This window comes from Sphaerisporangium sp. NBC_01403 (assembly GCF_045040145.1).
Lineage (GTDB): Bacteria > Actinomycetota > Actinomycetes > Streptosporangiales > Streptosporangiaceae > Sphaerisporangium > Sphaerisporangium viridialbum.
The window spans coordinates 8,641,118-8,658,865 of record NZ_CP109534.1; the positions used below are offsets into that span (position 1 = coordinate 8,641,118).

The 17,748-nt window shown below is 70.7% G+C and carries 16 protein-coding genes and 1 pseudogene; 7 read left to right on the plus strand and 10 right to left on the minus strand.

What is annotated here, in order from left to right; translation table 11 throughout:
• The first annotated feature begins 4 nt into the window (after window positions 1-4).
• The 3 genes from OG589_RS38890 to OG589_RS38900 all read left to right on the plus strand — a co-directional run bounded on the left by OG589_RS38890 (window position 5) and on the right by OG589_RS38900 (window position 2,711).
• Window positions 5-778 carry a TetR/AcrR family transcriptional regulator gene (locus OG589_RS38890; RefSeq protein ID WP_405143568.1) on the plus strand — a complete coding sequence of 258 codons (774 nt, stop codon included), beginning with the start codon at window positions 5-7 and terminating at the stop codon, window positions 776-778.
• A gap of 198 nt (window positions 779-976) precedes the next feature.
• Window positions 977-1,837, plus strand: coding sequence for a phosphotransferase (locus OG589_RS38895; protein WP_405143570.1), 861 nt, complete (start codon window positions 977-979; stop codon window positions 1,835-1,837).
• 31 nt (window positions 1,838-1,868) lie between these two features.
• Window positions 1,869-2,711, plus strand: a complete 843-nt coding sequence (locus OG589_RS38900) for an alpha/beta fold hydrolase (RefSeq protein ID WP_405143572.1) — start codon at window positions 1,869-1,871, stop codon at window positions 2,709-2,711.
• 7 nt (window positions 2,712-2,718) lie between these two features.
• Here OG589_RS38900 and OG589_RS38905 read toward each other — a convergent pair whose 3' ends face one another.
• The gene (locus OG589_RS38905; RefSeq protein WP_405143573.1) at window positions 2,719-3,054 is read right to left on the minus strand and encodes a hypothetical protein; all 336 of its coding nucleotides are present in this window, start codon (window positions 3,052-3,054) and stop codon (window positions 2,719-2,721) included.
• Between the two features lie 160 nt (window positions 3,055-3,214).
• On the opposite strand from OG589_RS38905, the gene OG589_RS38910 reads away from it, so the two are divergent.
• A complete protein-coding gene (locus tag OG589_RS38910; RefSeq protein WP_405143574.1) occupies window positions 3,215-3,757 on the plus strand; it encodes a tetratricopeptide repeat protein in 543 nt (180 codons plus the stop codon).
• 125 nt (window positions 3,758-3,882) lie between these two features.
• On the opposite strand, the gene OG589_RS38915 is transcribed toward OG589_RS38910, so the two are convergent.
• The 8 genes and pseudogenes from OG589_RS38915 to OG589_RS38950 all read right to left on the minus strand — a co-directional run bounded on the left by OG589_RS38915 (window position 3,883) and on the right by OG589_RS38950 (window position 13,904).
• Window positions 3,883-4,596 carry a hypothetical protein gene (locus OG589_RS38915; protein ID WP_405143576.1) on the minus strand — a complete coding sequence of 238 codons (714 nt, stop codon included), beginning with the start codon at window positions 4,594-4,596 and terminating at the stop codon, window positions 3,883-3,885.
• Between the two features lie 97 nt (window positions 4,597-4,693).
• Complete coding sequence (gene clpB, locus OG589_RS38920) at window positions 4,694-7,273, minus strand: ATP-dependent chaperone ClpB (protein WP_405143577.1); 2,580 nt, start codon at window positions 7,271-7,273, stop codon at window positions 4,694-4,696.
• 222 nt (window positions 7,274-7,495) lie between these two features.
• A pseudogene (locus tag OG589_RS38925) lies at window positions 7,496-7,748 on the minus strand (heat shock protein transcriptional repressor HspR); the annotation flags it as partial.
• A gap of 20 nt (window positions 7,749-7,768) precedes the next feature.
• A complete protein-coding gene (gene dnaJ, locus OG589_RS38930; RefSeq protein ID WP_405143578.1) occupies window positions 7,769-8,956 on the minus strand; it encodes a molecular chaperone DnaJ in 1,188 nt (395 codons plus the stop codon).
• A 35-nt stretch (window positions 8,957-8,991) separates the two neighbouring features.
• Entirely contained in the window at window positions 8,992-9,648 is a 657-nt protein-coding gene (gene grpE, locus OG589_RS38935; protein WP_405143579.1) for a nucleotide exchange factor GrpE, read from the minus strand.
• Window positions 9,645-11,528, minus strand: a complete 1,884-nt coding sequence (gene dnaK, locus OG589_RS38940) for a molecular chaperone DnaK (protein WP_405143580.1) — start codon at window positions 11,526-11,528, stop codon at window positions 9,645-9,647. The genes grpE and dnaK overlap by 4 nt, the downstream gene beginning before the upstream one ends.
• 229 nt (window positions 11,529-11,757) lie before the next feature.
• Window positions 11,758-12,213, minus strand: coding sequence for a hypothetical protein (locus OG589_RS38945; RefSeq protein WP_405143581.1), 456 nt, complete (start codon window positions 12,211-12,213; stop codon window positions 11,758-11,760).
• Window positions 12,214-12,341: 128 nt separating this feature from the next.
• The gene (locus OG589_RS38950; protein ID WP_405143583.1) at window positions 12,342-13,904 is read right to left on the minus strand and encodes an alpha/beta hydrolase; all 1,563 of its coding nucleotides are present in this window, start codon (window positions 13,902-13,904) and stop codon (window positions 12,342-12,344) included.
• A 211-nt stretch (window positions 13,905-14,115) separates the two neighbouring features.
• Here OG589_RS38950 and OG589_RS38955 point away from each other — a divergent pair, with 211 nt between their 5' ends.
• Window positions 14,116-15,030 carry a proline dehydrogenase family protein gene (locus tag OG589_RS38955; RefSeq protein WP_405143585.1) on the plus strand — a complete coding sequence of 305 codons (915 nt, stop codon included), beginning with the start codon at window positions 14,116-14,118 and terminating at the stop codon, window positions 15,028-15,030.
• A gap of 96 nt (window positions 15,031-15,126) precedes the next feature.
• The gene (proC, locus tag OG589_RS38960) at window positions 15,127-15,921 is read left to right on the plus strand and encodes a pyrroline-5-carboxylate reductase (RefSeq protein ID WP_405143586.1); all 795 of its coding nucleotides are present in this window, start codon (window positions 15,127-15,129) and stop codon (window positions 15,919-15,921) included.
• An 88-nt stretch (window positions 15,922-16,009) separates the two neighbouring features.
• Here the strand turns inward: proC and OG589_RS38965 are convergent, their stop codons facing one another.
• Complete coding sequence (locus OG589_RS38965) at window positions 16,010-16,228, minus strand: EF-hand domain-containing protein (RefSeq protein ID WP_405143588.1); 219 nt, start codon at window positions 16,226-16,228, stop codon at window positions 16,010-16,012.
• A 239-nt stretch (window positions 16,229-16,467) separates the two neighbouring features.
• On the opposite strand from OG589_RS38965, the gene OG589_RS38970 reads away from it, so the two are divergent.
• Window positions 16,468-17,715 carry an MFS transporter gene (locus OG589_RS38970; protein WP_405143590.1) on the plus strand — a complete coding sequence of 416 codons (1,248 nt, stop codon included), beginning with the start codon at window positions 16,468-16,470 and terminating at the stop codon, window positions 17,713-17,715.
• Window positions 17,716-17,748: the final 33 nt, after the last annotated feature.

The window sequence follows — 17,748 nt, forward strand, 5'->3', positions numbered from 1 at the left end:
CAATATGAATTCCGTGTCCAGCTCGCCCACTGACCACTGTGACGACGAACAGCCTCCGCTGCGCCGCAAGCCCTCCCAGCGCCGCAGTGCGCGGCGCGTCGAGCGCATGCTCGACGCGTGCGCCGAGCTGCTCGACGAGATCGGCTACGACGCCCTCTCGACCACGCGCATAGCCGAGCGGGCCGACGTCGCGATCGGCTCCGTTTACCAGTTCTTCCCCGACAAGCGGGCGATCACCCAGGCGCTCACCCAGCGCAATGTGGAGCTGTTCATCGCCCGCGTCGGCAGGCGCTTCATGACCGAGGACTACCCGGGCTGGTGGCACGCGGTCGACGCCATCATCGGCGAGTACGTCGACATGCACAGGACCGTTCCAGGCTTCCGCTCGCTGCGCTTCGGCGACGCCGTCGACCTCAACCTGCTCGACTCGGTCTCGGAGAACAACACCGTGATCGCCGGTCGGCTCCGCGGCCTGCTCCTCGCGGAGTTCGGCATGGCCGACAGCGAGGAGCTCGACCTGAGCCTCACCGTCGCGGTCGAGGCGGGTGGCGCGGTGCTCGCGCTGGCGTTCCGCCGCGACCCGATGGGATGGCCGCCGCTGGTCGACGAGGCCAAGCGGCTGATCCGCGAATACCTTTCGAGCCAGCTCCGCCGCACGCAGTCGGGCCTCAAGGGTCGCCGCACCTCCGAGGACCAGCCACAGGCCACGACGTCGGAGAGCCCCGCGGACCCCCAGGCGTCCGCCGCCTCCCACGCCGGCCCGGCCGGCCGGCTATGAGCCTGCCGGCGCCGGCTCGGGTCGCCCCTGGCGGCGGTACTTGCCGGGGGCTGTGCCGTACTCCCGCTTGAAGGCGTTGGCGAACGCTGTCCCTGATGCACCTCGCCCTGGCGTCCGTGCTGATCCCCCTGCTGCGGCGCGGCCCCGCCAAAGACCTGACCTGAACCCCCGCCACGCCCGATGGGCCACAATGTTCGCGTGAGGCCCGCCGTCGCCGCCGCCGTGTCGGTCGCCGCGCGCCACGGGGTGCGCGTCGCCGATCCGGTGGTGCTGAAGGACTCGTTCAGCATCCGGGTCCACCTGCGTCCCGCGCCGATCGTGGCGCGCGTCCCCACGGTCACAGCGCTCGGCCGCCCCCGCCCCGCAGAGGCGCTGGCGCGCGAGGTGTCCGTCGTCTCCTTCCTGTACGAGCGCGGGGTGCCGGTCGTCCCAGTGAGTGATCTGCTGCCGCCGGGGCCCTTCGAGCAGGACGGCTACGCGGTGTCCTTCTGGACCTACGCCGAGCACGACGGCGACCGGCGCTACAAGCCCGCGGACGTGGGCCGGGCCCTGGCGGAGCTGCACGAGGTCCTTCGCGAGTATCCCGGTGAGCTGCCTTATCTCGGCCCGGCGCTGGACGAGACGGCCTGCCTGCTCGACCGCCTGGCCCCGCTGCCGGGTGTCGACGCCGGGACGCTCGCCGGGCTGCGCGACGACCTCGATCGGCTGGGCGCCGAACTGCGCGGCGCGCCCGGTCCCGCGCAGGCCCTTCACGGTGACGCCCACCCGGGGAATCTCCTCGCCACCGCCCGCGGACCGCTCTGGATCGACTTCGAGGAGACCTGTTCGGGCCCCGTCGGCTGGGACCTCGCATGCCTGGTGAAGACGGGGCTGCTCGACGGGCCGGAGGCCCTCCGGGAGTACGGTGCGGACCCGGACGACCCGGGGCTCCAGTTGTTCCTCCGGGCGCGGCGGATGCAGGGTGCGTTGTGGATGCTCGCGAAGGGGCGGGCGTTTCCCGGGGAGGTCGCGCGGGTGGTGGCGGCGCTCGACCAGTGGCGTGCGGGCAGGGGCGGCTGACGGTGGGTATCCCCCGCAGGGGAGGAAACCGATGAGCGTTATGAAGAACGACATGCTGGCCGTGCCCGGTGCCCGCATCTACTACGAGGTGCGGGGGACCGGGCCGCTCCTGCTGGTGTCGCAGGGCGGGGAGGGCGACGCCGGGCGCACGGGCGGCCTGGTCACGCGGCTCGCCGCCGACTACACGGTGGTGACCTACGACCGCCGGGGCCTGTCGCGGAGCAGGCCCGACGACCCGGCGGCCCCGCTGACGATGGAGACGCACGCCGACGACGCCCATCGCCTGCTGGCGGAGCTGACCACCGAGCCCGCGATCGTGTTCGGCTCCAGCTTCGGCGGCCTGGTCGGGCTCACGCTGACCGTCCGCCACCCGCGCCAGATCGGCACGCTGGTCACCCACGAGCCTCCCGCGGTCCGGCTCCTCCCCGAGCCCGCGCGGGAGGGTACGGAGCGCGTCCTCGACGAGCTGGAGGAGACCTACCGCGACGAGGGCTGGGGCGCCGCCTTCAAGAAGCTGGCGGAGATCACCGGCTCAGGCTCCGAGGGAAGGGAGCCCGACGTCGAGCTGCCTCCGCCGCTCTCCAGGGAGCGCATCGCCAACATGAAATTCTTCTTCACGTACGACATCCCGGCGATGCGCCGCTGCGAGGTGGGCGTCGCGGACGTCGCCGCGCTGAGCGCCGCGCGGGTCCGCGTCGTGCCGGCGGCGGGACGTACGACCTCGCGGGGGTTCTTCGACTTCCAGTGCGTCCAGGAGCTGGCCCGCCATCTCGGAACCGCCGTGGCGGAGTTCCCCGGCGGGCACAACGGGCCCACGACCCACCCGAAGGCGTTCGCCGTACGGCTGCGCGAGGTCCTCGGCGAGTGTCCGTGAGGCGGGGCTACTCCTGGTCGTGCGGCGCGATGGCCGGGTCGGTCTCCTGCTCGGGCGACGTCACGCCGGTGGGAGGCGGGTCCACGTGCCTCTCCGACTTCGCCTGCGGCGGCAGGTGGGCCGGGTCGTCGGAAGGGCCGGCGACCGGCGGCATGCACGGCGTGGACACCTGCTGGACGACCTGCCGGGCCGCCTGGAGCTCAGCTCGTAACCTGACGAGCTCCTGGCGCTGCTGGGCGGCGGTCTCCAGCCGGGCACTGGTGTATCCGAGGGTGCCCGGGACGATCGCGGCGAGCACGGCGGCACAGGCGAGGGTGAAGGTCGTCTGCCAGGACATGTCCATCGCAGCTCCTCGAACGGCGTTTGTGACCTTCCAGGCGGAGCGAATATGCCCGCTCGTCTCGGGGGACACGCGGAGCGTAGTCAAACATGTGCGAATCAGTACCGGAGCAATGCCTGCTGTTGTCCGCGCATAGTTGAGCGGCGCTCGGTAATCTCGTCTTGTGGCACATGTGACGCGTGGGCAGCTTGATCGGCTGCTCGAACAGGCGCTCCTGCACGACGATCACGGGGCTCTCGCCGGGAGGCTCGACGATCTGGCGCGCGGCTACGCGTCCGGTGAGGTGTCCCGTGCCGCGATCCTGGTGCTGGCCGCCGAGGAGTGGCGGCAGGCGGGCCAGCCGGCGAGGGCTCTCGAATGCTTCCAGCGGGCGCTGGACGACGGGGGTGAGGTGAGCGTCGATCCACGGGCCGGCATCGCCGACACCCTGTTCGAGCTCGACCGGCCCGCCGAGGCCCAGGAGCTGATCGAGTCCATCAAGGCGGACGGGCGGGTCGATCCCAGCACCGCCCTGCACGTCGCCGAGACCCTGCTGGCCTACGGCGACCTCAACCGGGCGCACGAGTGGGCCACCGAGGGGGTGCTCGCCGGCGAAGGCGCGGGCGGCGGCACGCGCGAGGCGCTCCTGCGTACGCGCTACCGCATCCGCGTCGACCTCGGCCTCCCTGAGGACGACATCGACGCGCTCCTCGACGTCTCCCGCTGAGCCCCACGAGACGGCCCGCCTTAACGCAAAGGCCGCAGGGCCGTCTTCGTGTGAGGGCCGCACGGGCCGTGACCCCCAAGTGCCACGGCCCGCACGGCGCTGGTGGCCGCCCTGAGGCGGGCGCGTCAGCGGACCCGCAGGTCCCTGAGCGACGTGCCGAGGGAGGGGATCTCGGCGGTGACCACGGTGCCGTCGTTACCCGGGTCCACGAGGACGGGGGTCTGCGGCTCGACGGGCAGCATGAGGACGTCCGGCGCGGAGCCCAGGCCGGGCGTGGAGTCCAGGCCGGGCGTGGAGTCCAGGCCGGGCGTGGAATTCAGGCCCGGCGCCGGGTCCAGCCCCGGAGTGTTCAGCCCCGGAGTGTTCAGCCCCGGAGTGTCCAGCCCCGGAGTGTCCAGCCCCGGAGTGTTCAGCGCGGCGTCATCGCCCGGGACGGGCGGGTCCTCGCGACGGAGCACGTGCGAGAGGTCCCTGCCGCGGGCCACGTCGTAGACGTACTGCCCCCTCATGACGCGGGGGAGTCCGGTGCTCCGCACGATGGCGGGGAGGTCGGTCAGGCCGACCACCGTGGTGGTGCGGGTGGGCATGCCGGACGACCGGCCGATCTGCTCGATGCCGAGCATCAGGTCGCCGCCGTCGCCGTAGCCGCCGCGACCGGCCACGCGCAGCGCCGGCAGCCTGAGCCCGTTGACGGTGTTCGGCGAGATGTCCGCGGGGGAGGTGAGCGGGCGGCTCTCGGCGGGCGTCGCGGCGAGCGCGCTGCCCATCCCTAGCCAGCCGGCGCCCGCCGTGACCGCGGCCACCGCGATGACCCCGCGGATACTGAGTGACGTACGCATGAAGACTCCCTGACTACTTCCAGTGCTTTGACGAGGACTGAAAGTAGTCAGGGAGCTTCGCCGTCGGCGGGTCGTTAACCCAATGCTGGCGAATTCCTTACCGAGAGGCCCGCACGGTCAAGGTGTCTCCGGCGGCGTCGAGATCGACGGTGACCTCGTCGCCGTCGTGGATCTCGCCCGACAGCAGGCTCTTGGCGAGCTTGTCGCCGATCGCGGACTGCACCAGCCGGCGCAGCGGCCGGGCGCCGTACATCGGGTCGTAGCCGGTGAGAGCCAGCCAATCGCGGGCCGCGGGCGTCACGGTCAGCGTCAGCCGCCGGTCGGACAGCCGCCGCGCGAGCCTCGCCACCTGCAGCTCGACGATCTGGGACAGCTCCTCGGAGCCGAGCGCGTCGAAGAGGATCACGTCGTCGAGCCGGTTCAGGAACTCCGGCTTGAAGGAGCCCCTGACCGCCTGCATGACCTTGTCGCGCTTGACCGGTGTGTCGAGCGTGGGGTCGACGAGGTACTGCGAGCCGATGTTGGAGGTCAGGATCAGGATCGTGTTGCGGAAGTCGACCGTGCGGCCCTGCCCGTCGGTGAGCCGCCCGTCGTCGAGCACCTGGAGCAGGATGTCGAACACCTCGGGGTGGGCCTTCTCGATCTCGTCGAGGAGCACCACGGTGTACGCCCGGCGGCGCACCGCCTCGGTGAGCTGGCCGCCCTCCTCGTACCCGACGTAGCCGGGCGGGGCGCCGACCAGGCGGGCCACGCTGTGCTTCTCGCCGTACTCGCTCATGTCGATGCGGGTCATGGCGCGCTCGTCGTCGAACAGGAACTCCGCGAGGGCCTTGGCCAGCTCGGTCTTGCCGACGCCGGTGGGACCGAGGAACAGGAACGAGCCGGTCGGCCGGTCGGGGTCGGCCACGCCCGCCCGCGCGCGCCGCACGGCGTCCGAGACTGCCTGCACGGCCTCGCGCTGCCCGACGAGCCTGCGGCCCAGCTCGTCCTCCATGCGGAGCAGCTTGGCCGTCTCGCCCTCCAGGAGGCGCCCGGCGGGGATGCCGGTCCACGCGGAGATCACCTGGGCGATGTCGTCGGCGCCGACCTCCTCCTTGACCATGGGGTCCTCGGGCTGGGCCTGGGCGCTGGCCTCTTCCAGCTCCTTCTCCAGGCGAGGCACGTCGCCGTACATCATGCGGGAGGCCGCCTCGAAGTCGCCGTCGCGCTGGGCGCGCTCGGCCGCCGACCTGGCCTCGTCGAGCTGCTTCTTCAGCTCGCCCACGCGGTTGAGCCCGGCCTTCTCCTTCTGCCAGCGGACCACGAGGGCGTCGAGGTCCTCCTGGCGGTCGCCGAGCTCCTTGTGGAGCTTCTCCAGGCGCTGGATGCTGGCCTCGTCGGTCTCCTTGGTGAGGGCGAGCTCCTCCATCTTGAGCCGGTCGACGGCCCGCTGCAGCTCGTCGATCTCCACGGGGCGTGAGTCGATCTCCATGCGGAGGCGGCTGGCGGCCTCGTCGACGAGGTCGATCGCCTTGTCGGGCAGGAAGCGCGCGGTGATGTAGCGGTCGGAGAGCGTGGCGGCGGCCACCAGGGCGCCGTCGGAGATCTGCACCTTGTGGTGTGCCTCGTAGCGCCCCTTGAGGCCGCGCAGGATCGCGATGGTGTCCTCGACCGTGGGCTCGCCGACGTAGATCTGCTGGAAGCGCCGCTCCAGGGCGGGGTCCTTCTCGATGCGCTCGCGGTACTCGTCGAGGGTGGTCGCGCCGATCATGCGCAGCTCGCCCCTGGCCAGCATGGGCTTGAGCATGTTGCCGGCGTCCATCGCGCCCTCGGCGGCGCCCGCGCCGACCATGGTGTGCAGCTCGTCGATGAAGGTGACGACCTGGCCGTCGCTCTCCTTGATCTCGTTGAGCACGGCCTTGAGCCGCTCCTCGAACTCACCGCGGAACTTCGCGCCCGCGACCATCGCGCCGAGGTCGAGCGAGACCAGGCGCTTGTCTCGCAGGCTCTCGGGGACGTCGCCGGCCACGATGCGCTGGGCTAGGCCGTCGACCACGGCGGTCTTGCCGACGCCCGGCTCCCCGATCAGCACGGGGTTGTTCTTGGTCCTGCGGCTCAGCACCTGGACGACGCGGCGGATCTCGTTGTCGCGGCCGATGACCGGGTCGAGCTTGCCGGCCCGCGCCTGCTCGGTGAGGTCGACGCCGTACTTCTCCAGCGCGCGGTAGGTGTCCTCCGGGCTCTCGCTGGTGACCCGGGCGTGGCCGCGGACCTTCTCGAAGGCGTCCAGCAGCGCGCTCGGGGTGGCGCCCTGCGCCTTGAGCAGCTCGGCGATCTGGCCGCCGTCGGTGGCGAGGCCGACCAGCAGGTGCTCGGTGGAGACGTACTCGTCCTCCAACTGCTTGGCGCGGGCCGCCGCGGTGTTGAGCGCGACCAGCAGCTGGCGCGAGCTGGACGGGGCGCTGACCGTTGCGCCCTGGGCCTTCGGCAGCAGTTCGAGCTGCTGCTCGGCCTCGGTGCGCAGGCGCTTCCAGTCGGCGCCGACGGCCTCCAGCAGGTGCACGGCGGTGCCGTCGTTCTGGGCGAGGAGGCTGGTGAACAGATGGGCCGGGGAGACCTCGGGGTGACCCTCGGCGGCGGCGCGCCGGATGGCCCCCGACAGGGCGTCCTGGCTCTTACGCGTCAGCTTGTAGTCCACGGTTCCTCGCCTTTCTCGCATGGCGGCCGGCCGGGTGCTCGCCGGGCGGCCGGTGCCGCGCCGCTTCGCTATATGTGCGCCGCAGACCCCGGCGCGGGACGCGCCCGGGGGCTCGGCGTGGGTGCCCTCACGCGGGGGGAAGCTGGTACTGGATCAGTGCTCTGATCATCGTCATCTCGCCCCGCAGGCGGCTGAGCTCCTCGCGCATGCGGAGGTTCTCGGTCTCGAGGGCCAGGATGCGCTTGATGCCCGCGAGGTTGATGCCCTCCTCCTGGGAGAGCCGCTGGACCTCGCGCAGCATCACTATGTCGCGCGTGGAGTAGAGCCGGCCACGGCCGGCCGTACGGCCTGGGCTGACCAGGCCGAGACGGTCGTACTGCCGGAGTGTCTGCGGATGCAGCCCGGAAAGCTGGGCGGCGACCGAGATGACGTACACGGGAGTGTCGTCGGACAGGTCGAAGTAGTTGGCGTCCATCGGCGTCGCCTCCCTTCGGGCTACTCGCTACTTGCCTGTTTGAGCAGGTCGGCCCGGGGGTCTGCCGAGTCGGAGACCGACCGGAACTCCTCCAGGGCGGATCTTTCCTTGTCGTCGAGGTGCTGGGGCACCGCGACCTCCACGGTGACGAGCAGATCACCCTTGGTGCCGTCCTTGCGGGTGACACCCCGGCCGCGCACGCGGAATGTGCGGCCGTTGGGCGTGCCCTCGGGGATCCTCAGGGTCACCGGCATGCCCTGCAGGATCGGCACCCTGATCTCGGCGCCGAGAGCCGCCTCCGTGAAGGTGACCGGCACCGTGATGGTCAGGTTGTCGCCCGAGCGGCCGAAGATGGTGTGCGGTTTCACGTGGATCTGGACGTACAGGTCGCCGGCCGGCCCGCCGTTCTCGCCGGGCGCGCCCTTGGCCTTGAGCCGGATGCGCTGGCCGTCGGCCACCCCGGCGGGGATGCGCGCCTGGAGCGTGCGGGTGCTCTTGCCACGCCCGCTGCCCTCGCACACCGGGCAGGGGTCGTCGACGAGCAGCCCTCGGCCCTTGCAGTCGCGGCACGGCTCGGAGAAGGCGAAGTTGCCGAGGTTGCGGCTGGCGGCCCCGGTGCCCTCACAGGTCGGGCAGACCCTCGGGGTCGTGCCGGCCTTGGCCCCCGTGCCGTGACAGGCCGTGCAGGCCGAGGAGCTGGTGAGCCGGAGCGCGACCGTGGTGCCGTCCACGGCCTCGGTGAAGGACAGCGTGACCTCGGACTCGATGTCCTGCCCTCGGCGGGGGCGGCTGGTCGCGGTGGTGGAGCTGGGACGCCCGCCGCGGTTGAACAGGCCGCCGAACAGGTCGCCGATGCGCTCGCCCGTGCCTCCGCCCTGCGCGGTGCCTCCGAAGAGGTCGCCGAACTCGAACGGGAAACCGCCACCGCCGCCGCGGGGGGCGCCGCCCCCCGCGTACCCGCCGAGACCCGACCCGAACAGCGCGCGCGCCTCGTCGTACTCCTTGCGGCGCTTGGTGTCGGAGAGGACGTCATAGGCCTCCGAGACCTGCTTGAACTTGGCCTCGGTCTCGGTGTTGCCCTGGTTGGCGTCCGGGTGGTACTTCCTGGCCAGTCTCCGGTACGCCTTCTTGATCTCTTCGGCGGTGGCGGTCTTCGACACACCAAGGACCGCGTAATAGTCCTTTTCCAGGTAGTCCTTGGTGCTCATCTATCTCTTCCTTCGCGAGCCAAAGGGGTAGTCGCTCAATTGTCCTCGGGGTCGGCCGCGGCTTCCCCCGCCTCGCCCGCCCCCGGCTCCGAGCCGGCCGCCGGCCCCTCGGGCTCGGCGACGGCGACCCGCGCCGGGCGCAGGATGCGGTCACCGATCTGGTAGCCGGGCTGGAGGATCTCCACGCAGGTGGGCTCGATGACCTCGGAGGAGTAGCTGTGCATCAGGGCCTCGTGCACGGTCGGGTCGAACGCGTCGCCCTTGGCGCCGAAGGCCGTGAGGCCCAGCTTGCCCACCGCGCTGTCGAGCGCCTCGCTGACCTTGGCGAACCCGCCGGTGAGCTCGCCGTGGTCGCGCGCCCTGCCGATGTCGTCGAGCACCGGGAGCAGCTCGGTCAGCACGTTGGCGACCGCCTGCTCGCGGACGACGACCCGGTCGCGCTCGACGCGCTTGCGGTAGTTGGAGTACTCGGCCTGGAGCCGCTGGAGGTCGGCCGTGCGCTCGGCGAGCTGCGCGGTCAGCTCGGCGGCCAGACCGTCGTCCGGCCTGGGTGCCCCGGCAGGGGCGGCGGGCGACGACTTGTCGGCCGTCTTGCCCGCCCCCTCACGCACCTCCCCCGTCTCGGGGTCGATGCGCCGGTTGTCGCGGATCACCAGGCCTTCGTGCTCGCTCCCAGAGTTCGGGGACGTCACGCGGCACCGCCCTCCCGCTTCGGCTCGTCGTCGACGATCTCGGCCTCGACGACGTCGTCGTCGGAGGACTTGGCGCCGGCTCCGGGCCCACCGGTGGCGCCGGCGGCGTCGGCCGGGGCCTCTCCGGCGGCCTGCGACTGGGCGTAGATCGCCGAGCCCATCTTCTGGCTGACGGTGGCGAGCTTCTCCGCCGAGGCGCGGATGGCGGCCGAGTCGGTGCCCTCCAGCGTCTTCTTGAGCTCGGAGAGTGCCTCCTCGACCTCGGTCTTGACCTCGGCCGGGACCTTCTCGTCGTTCTCGCGGAGGAACTTCTCGGTCTGGTAGGCGAGGGCGTCGGCGTTGTTGCGCGTCTCGGCGTCGTCGCGGCGCTGCTTGTCCTCCTCGGCGTAGGACTCGGCCTCGCGCATCATGCGCTCGATGTCGTCCTTCGGCAGCGCGGAGCCGCCGGTGATCGTCATCGACTGCTCCTTGCCGGTGCCGAGGTCCTTGGCGCCGACGTTGACGATGCCGTTCGCATCGATGTCGAAGGTGACCTCGATCTGCGGGATGCCGCGCGGCGCCGGGGCGATGCCGGTCAGCTCGAAGGTGGCCAGCTTCTTGTTGTAGGCCGCGATCTCGCGCTCACCCTGGAAGACCTGGATCTGCACCGACGGCTGGTTGTCCTCAGCGGTGGTGAAGACCTCCGACCGCTTGGTCGGGATCGTGGTGTTGCGCTCGATGATCTTGGTGAAGATGCCGCCCTTGGTCTCGATGCCGAGGCTCAGCGGGGTGACGTCGAGGAGCAGGACGTCCTTGACCTCGCCCTTGAGGACACCGGCCTGCAGGGCGGCGCCGATGGCGACGACCTCGTCCGGGTTGACGCCCTTGTTGGGCTCCTTGCCGCCGGTCAGCTCCTTCACCAGCTCGCTGACGGCCGGCATGCGGGTGGACCCGCCGACGAGCACCACGTGGGCGATGTCGGCGACCTTGATGCCGGCGTCCTTGATGACCTGGTGGAACGGGCCCTTGCAGCGCTCGAGCAGGTCGGCGGTGATGCGCTGGAACTCCGAGCGGGTCAGCTTCTCCTCAAGGTGAAGCGGGCCCTCGGCGGAGGCGGTGATGTAGGGCAGATTGACCGAGGTCTCGGTCTGGGCCGACAGCTCGATCTTGGCCTTCTCGGCGGCCTCGCGCAGGCGCTGGAGCGCCATCTTGTCCTTGGAGAGGTCGACACCGTGGGCGTTCTTGAAGCGGGTCACCAGCTCGTCGACGACGCGCTGGTCCCAGTCGTCACCACCGAGGTGGTTGTCGCCGCTGGTGGCCTTGACCTCGACGAAGCCGTGGCCGTCCTCCTGGCCGACGTCGAGCAGGGACACGTCGAAGGTGCCGCCGCCGAGGTCGAAGACCAGGATGGTCTGGTCCTTGTCCTTGTCGAGCCCGTAGGCCAGAGCGGCCGAGGTGGGCTCGTTGATGATGCGCAGGACGTTGAGGCCCGCGATGGTGCCGGCCTCCTTGGTGGCCTGGCGCTGCGAGTCGTTGAAGTACGCCGGGACGGTGATCACCGCGTCGGTGATCTTCTCGCCGAGGTAGGCCTCCGCGTCCGTCTTGAGCTTCTGCAGTACAAAGGCGCTGATCTGCTGGGGAGAGAACTTCTTGCCGTCGATCTCGACGCTCCAGTTGGAGCCCATCTCCCGCTTCACGGAACGGATGGTCCGGTCGACGTTGGTGACGGCCTGCCGCTTGGCCACCTCGCCGACGAGGACCTCGCCGTTCTTCGCGAAGGCGACCACGGACGGCGTGGTCCGCGAGCCCTGCGCGTTGGCGATGACCGTGGGCTCACCGCCCTCGAGAATCGAGACGACGGAGTTGGTCGTCCCCAGGTCGATACCTACCGCACGTGCCATGAGTACGTCCTTGTAGTCAAAGTTGAGTCTGTATGACTCAATGGTGGATCCCGCTCGACCGTTTGTCAAGCGACTTGAGTCTAACCGGCTCAACCCTACGCGCGCCTGACGCATTCCGTGGGCCTGGGGGCAAGAAAGCTGGCAAACTCGCGTGAATATCCTGGAAACGGGCGGCACTCATCCCGAGTTCCGGTAAAAGCGCTGGTAGCGCGACTACTAGGACCCCGGCTCAGTGACGGGCGCCGTCGATGATCTTGCGCCCGTCGAGGGGCGCCTTGAGCTTGACGGTCGTGGTCTTCTGGATGGCGATCTCAATGCACGCGACGTCAGGCGACCGGCGTGCCTGCCCCTCGTACAGGGTGACGGTCACGCTCTTGGCGGTCTCCTTGACCTTCACGTGGTCGAGCACGTTGCACGGCTCGACGCCCGACCACCAGACGATCTTGAGCTTGCGCCCGTCGCGCGAGGGGGTCGCCTTCACCCACCGCACCTTGTGCGGCTTGATCGTGTGGCCTTTCGGCTTCGTGGGCGAGGGGGCGGTCGCCGGCGTGGTCGTGCCGCCCGACTGGCCGGCGCTCGACGCCACGGGGGGTTCGGGGGCGGGGCTCGTGGTCGTGGCGCTCGGAGCGTTGCCGCAGCCCAGGCTAAGTAGCAGGGATCCGGTCGCCAGTGTCGCCGTCATCATCCGCATATCTCTTTGACGTATCCGGTCTCGCGCGGGTTCGAACCTCGCCGGGCGTCCGGATCGTGCCACCTACGGGGAAGGGCCCCCGACCGTGGCGGTCGGGGGCCCTTCAGGCGGCTCGGCGGGGCTCAGCGCTCGCCGGGCACCCAGTCGTCGTCGGCCGTGGGCGCGGAACGCAGGCTCGCCGCGGGCGGCACCGGGTCGGCGAACGGCGCGCAGTGCGCGTCGGGTCCTGGCAGGCTCGCCGGCAGCGTGCCGTCGGTCAGGTAGGCCTTCCAGATGTCGTCGATGCAGGCGTTGCCCCGGCCGGTGAGGCCGTGGTTGCCGCCGCCGTCCATGACCACCAGCCGCGAGGACGGGAAGCGCTTGTGCATCTCCACGCCGCCCTGGTAGGGCGTCGCCGCGTCCTTGGTGTCCTGGAAGAACAGGGCGTTCTTGACGGACTTGCCGTTGATGCGCAGGTCCTCGTGCCCGCGTACCGGCCACGACTGGCACTGGGCGTTGAACCAGGCGTTGCCCCAGGTCAGGAAGGGAGCGGTGCGGTAGGACTCCCACCAGTCGCGGTGCCAGGTGCCCCAGTCGCGGGGCCAGCGGGCGTCGCTGCACTCCACGGCCGAGTAGACCGCGAAGGTGTTGTCGTCGCCGCTGCTGTCGCCGTAGGTCGCGTACGCCTGGGCCAGGGGAGCGGTCTCGCCGGCGGTCACGTACCTCGACAGCGCGTTGGCGAGGAGCGGCCAGCGGCTCTTGAGGTAGCCGCCCGCAAGGTAGGTGTCGTCGAGCTCGGACGGCCCGACCCTGCCCTCGGCCGGGGTGGCCTTCAGCTTGGCGCGGGCCGCGTAGAAGGCCTTCTCGACGTCGGCCGCGGCCGTGCCGAGGTGGTAGTTCGCGTCGTACTGGGCGATCCAGGCGAAGAAGGCCTTGGCGCGGGCCTCGAACGCGTGGTTCTGGTCGATGTTGGCGTCGTACCAGACACGCTCGGGGTTGACGATGCTGTCCAGCACCAGACGGCGCACATTGCCGGGGAACAGGGTGGCGTACGTGGCGCCGAGGTAGGTGCCGTAGGAGTAGCCGACATAGCTGATCTGCTTCTGGCCGAGGGCCTTGCGGATCTGGTCCATGTCCTTGGCGGCGTCGACCGTGGTCATGTGCTTGAGCAGGTCGCCGTAGGTGGCGTCACAGGCCTTGGAGTAGTTCTGCATCTTCTTCACCCAGGCCGCCTCCTCGCCCCAGTTGGCCGGGACGTAGTCCGGGCGCACCGGGTCGAAGAAGTGCGGGTCGCAGCGGAGCGCGGGCTCGCTGGAGCCGACGCCGCGGGGGTCGAAGCCGATCAGGTCGTACTGCGCGGCCAGAGGGGCGCCCAGGCGGTTCTGCATCACCGCCGGGTAGGAGAGGCCGCTGCCGCCGGGGCCGCCGGGGTTGAACAGGATCGCGCCCTGGTAGTGGGCGGTGTCGGTCGCCTTCTTTCGTGAGACGGCGATCTTGATCTTCTTGCCCGAGGTGCGGTCGTAGTCAAGCGGAACCGTGACCGACGCGCACTCGATGCCCTCCGGCAGGTCGGCGCACTGCGCCCACTGCGGAGCGGGTGGCGTGTAGTCGGGGGCCTTCTGGGTTCCGGCCGTCGCGGGCGCCGCGACCAGTGCTCCGCTCAGACCCAGGCCGGCTGTGGCCAGCGCTATGAGGATCTTCTTCACGTTTACCCCTTCGATGCCCGCGGATCCATCGTTGGAACCGACTTATGGCACCATCGGGTAGATCATGCGGATAAAGAACTAATAAGACGACACGTGTCTTCACTTGGTTGTCAAACCGCAACATGAGGTTCTGATCCCGATGATCGACGCCTGAACCGCCGTAGGGTGGGGAGGTCTCTCCCCAACAGCCGTCGTGCCGGGAAGGGTGCCAATGGTGTTGCGTGAGGTTCTGCTGGCCGCTTCGAGCAGTGACCGTGTCGAGAGCGTCGTCAGGACTGCTGGGGTGACCCGCAGGCTGATGGGCCGTTACGTGGCGGGGAACACCGCGGAGGACGCCGCCTCGGTGGCCGCGGGTGTCATCGCCGACGGCCTGCTGGTGACGTTCGACCACCTCGGCGAGGAGACCAGGCATCCCGACCAGGCCGCCCGCGCGGTCAAGGCCTCTCTCGGCCTCCTCGACGCCCTCGCCAGGCGCGGCATCGCGAAGGGCGCCGACCTGTCGCTGCGGCTCACGTCCGTGGGGCTCCACGTCGACGAGAAGCTCGCGAAGGAGAACGCCGCGCGCGTCTGCGAGGCGGCCCGCGAGGTCGGCGTCACGGTCACCCTCGACACCGAGGACGCCGCGGTGATCGAGTCCGCCCTGGGCGTGCACGCCGCGCTGCTGGAGGACCACCCCGCCACCGGCGTCTCCATCGCGTCGTCCCTGCGCCGCGCCGACGACCACTGCCGGTCGCTGGCCTCGGGCCGTGTACGCCTGACCAGGGGCGCCGTGGACGCGCCGGCCTCGATCGCCTACACCTCGCCCGCCGACATCGACCGCTCGTACGTGCGCTGCCTCAAGGCGCTCATGGCGGGCCAGGGCCACCCGATGGTCGCCACGCACGACCGGCGGCTCATCGAGGTCGCCTCCGCGCTCGCCGTGCTGAATGAGCGCGAGCCCGGCGGTTTCGAGTACCAGATGTCGTACGGCGTGCGCCTGGCCGAGCAGCGGAGGCTCGCCGACCTCGGCTCGCAGGTGCGCGTGCGCATCCCGTACGGGGTCGACTGGTACAGCCACCTCACGCGCCGCCTGGCCGAGCGCCCGGCCAACCTCGCCCTGCTCGCGCGCTCGCTGGTGAGGCGCTAGCCGAGTTGTCCACAGGCGGGCCGGCGGCAGGGCTCGTACCAGCGGGGAGTCGGTAGGCTGCGAGAGTTTCCCGACTCCTACGCGAGGTGCCTTCAAATGATCGCGATTCTCGGTACCGGCAAGATGGGTGAGGCCCTGCTGTCCGGGCTGCTGCGCGCCGGCGTCGATCCGGGCGAGATCATTGCCACCGCGCGGCGCGAGGAGCGGGCGCGGGCGCTCCACGAGCGCTATGGCGTGCAGATCGTGTCCAACAGCGAGGCGGCCAAGATCGCCGACACCCTGATCCTCGCCGTCAAGCCGCAGGACATGGCCGCGCTGCTCGGCGAGATCGGTGCCCACGTGCCCGCCGGCAGGCTCGTCATCTCGGTGGCGGCGGGCATCACCACCTCCTTCGTCGAGTCCCGGCTGGGCGACGAGGTGCCGGTCGTGCGGGTCATGTCCAACACCCCGGTGCTGGTCGACGAGGCCATGAGCGTCATCTCCGCCGGGGCGCACGCCTCCGAGATCCACCTCAAGCACACCGAGGACCTTCTCAAGCCGGTCGGCAAGGTGCTGCGCATCCCCGAGTCCCAGCAGGACGCCGCGACCGCCCTGTCCGGCAGCGGCCCCGCCTACTTCTTCTATCTGGTCGAGGCCATGGTCGACGCGGGCATCCTGCTGGGCATGCCCCGCGCCGCCGCGCTCGACATGGTGACCCAGTCGATCGTCGGCGCGGCGATCATGCTCCGCGACTCCGGCGAGCATCCGGTCATCCTGCGGGAGGCCGTCACCTCGCCCGGTGGCACCACGATCTCCGCGATCGCCGAGCTCGAGCGCCACAGCGTCCGGGCGGCGTTCCTCGCCGCCATCGAGGCCGCGCGCGACCGCAGCAGCCAGCTCGCCTCCGGCTGACCCGCGCGCTCCCTGACCCGCACGGCCTGACCCGCACGGCCTGACCCGCACGACCTGAGCCTCGGGCCGGCCGAGGCCGGCCGCCGTGTCAGCCGCCGGAGGCCAGCCTGACGAACTCCTCGAACGACAGGCGGCCGTCGCCGTCCGCGTCGGCGTCCCGGTCCAGCGCTCCGAGCGCCTCGGCGGGAAGGTGCGGGAAGTGCTCGGCGAACTCCGCATGGGTGATGAAGCCGTCACCGTCGCCGTCGATCGACTCGAACTGCTTCTTGAGCTGCGCCCATCGCTGATCCGCGGGTACTGCCGACAAGGAGATCCGCCTCCGACGCGAGAAGTGACTCGTACGGCGAACACCATAGTTCGGGCACAGGGCCGAGACGAGCGCGGGCCTGTCCCGAACGCCCGTGTGTGACGGGCGTGGGCGCCCCTGTCGCCGGGTAGCGGTGGAGTCGCACCAGGTGGGTGGTGGTGGGGCCGTTAAATCGATAGGAAACTTTGTAGTTAGAGTGCATCATGGCCGGCGGTGGGAACGGCGGACATGGGGGCATCGTGGCGGCAGCCGCAGGGGCGACGGATCAGGAGACGGGGCGGCCGGAGGGGCCGGCCGTCTGGACCCGCGAGTTCCGGCTCTTCTTCACCGCGAGATCCGTGTCCATGCTGGGCACGGCCATGGTGCCGGTCGCGATGACGCTCGGCGTCATCCAGGCCGGGTACGGCGCCAGCGGCGTCGGCTACACCCTCGCGTCCTCGACGGTGCCGATGGCACTCCTCGTGCTCTTCGGCGGGGTGTTCGCCGACCGGTTCACGCCGCGCCGCATGATGGTCGGCGCCGACATCGTCCGCCTGGTCTCGCAGTCGGTCACGGCGGTGCTGTTCCTCACCGGCACGCCCGCCCTCTGGCAGCTCATGGTCGTCTCGGCCGTCAACGGGTCGGCCGCGGCGATGTTCCAGCCCGGCCTGGCGAGCCTCATCCCCCAGATAGCCCGGGACGTGCAGCGGGCCGTGGCGACCCAGCGCACGTCCGAGTCGGCGATGCAACTGATGGGCCCCTCGGTCGCGGGGCTCCTGGTGACGTTCGCCGACGTGGGCGTGGTGTTCCTGATCGACGCGGCCGGCTTCGGCGTCAGCGCGCTCTGCCTCGCCCTCCTGCGGCTGACCCCCGGCACGGGCGCGGCCGAGGAGGGGTCGATCTGGACCAACCTCAGGGTGGGGTGGCACGAGTTCAGCTCCCGCACCTGGATGTGGGGGGTGATCGTGATCTGGGCGGTCATGGGCATCGCGGCCTTCGGTCCCGTGGTCCCGCTCGGCTCCATCCTGGTCAACTCCGCCTACAACGCCACCGGGTACGGGTTCGTCGTCTCCGCCCACGGCGCCGGCACGATCGTCGGCGGCCTGATCGCCATGAGGGTCAAGCCGCGACGGCCGCTCGCCGCCGGGGCCCTGGCCATGTGCTTCTTCGCGCTGGAACCGCTGTCGATCGCGCTCGGCCTGCCGTTGGCGCTGATGGCGGCCTGCCATCTCATCGCGGGCATGGGGTCCGCGTTCTGGGGCGTCATGTGGATGACCAGCGTGCAGACCCAGGTGGCCCGCGAGGTGCTGAACCGCGTCCACGCCTACGAGGTCGCCGGTTCGGTCATGGCCCTCCCGGTCGGCCAGGCGCTCGCCGGTCCCGTCGCCTCCCTGCTGGGGGCCAGGGAAGTGCTGGCGATCTCCTCGGCGGTCGCCGTCACCGGATGCGTCGTCCTGCTCTCCGTGCCCGCGATCCGCCGCCTGCGCCGCGTGTCCGCCCCGTCGTAGCCCACGCCGGCCCGTACGGCTTCGCATCCGGAT

Bases quoted from the DNA above. Each gene is read 5' to 3' on its own strand.
- dnaK (WP_405143580.1), bottom strand. From the start codon at position 11,528: ATGGCACGTGCGGTAGGTATCGACCTGGGGACGACCAACTCCGTCGTC.
- dnaJ (WP_405143578.1), bottom strand. From the start codon at position 8,956: ATGAGCACCAAGGACTACCTGGAAAAGGACTATTACGCGGTCCTTGGT.
- OG589_RS38905 (WP_405143573.1), bottom strand. From the start codon at position 3,054: ATGGACATGTCCTGGCAGACGACCTTCACCCTCGCCTGTGCCGCCGTG.
- proC (WP_405143586.1), top strand. From the start codon at position 15,127: ATGATCGCGATTCTCGGTACCGGCAAGATGGGTGAGGCCCTGCTGTCC.
- OG589_RS38915 (WP_405143576.1), bottom strand. From the start codon at position 4,596: ATGCGTACGTCACTCAGTATCCGCGGGGTCATCGCGGTGGCCGCGGTC.
- OG589_RS38890 (WP_405143568.1), top strand. From the start codon at position 5: ATGAATTCCGTGTCCAGCTCGCCCACTGACCACTGTGACGACGAACAG.
- OG589_RS38955 (WP_405143585.1), top strand. From the start codon at position 14,116: ATGGTGTTGCGTGAGGTTCTGCTGGCCGCTTCGAGCAGTGACCGTGTC.
- OG589_RS38900 (WP_405143572.1), top strand. From the start codon at position 1,869: ATGAGCGTTATGAAGAACGACATGCTGGCCGTGCCCGGTGCCCGCATC.
- OG589_RS38945 (WP_405143581.1), bottom strand. From the start codon at position 12,213: ATGATGACGGCGACACTGGCGACCGGATCCCTGCTACTTAGCCTGGGC.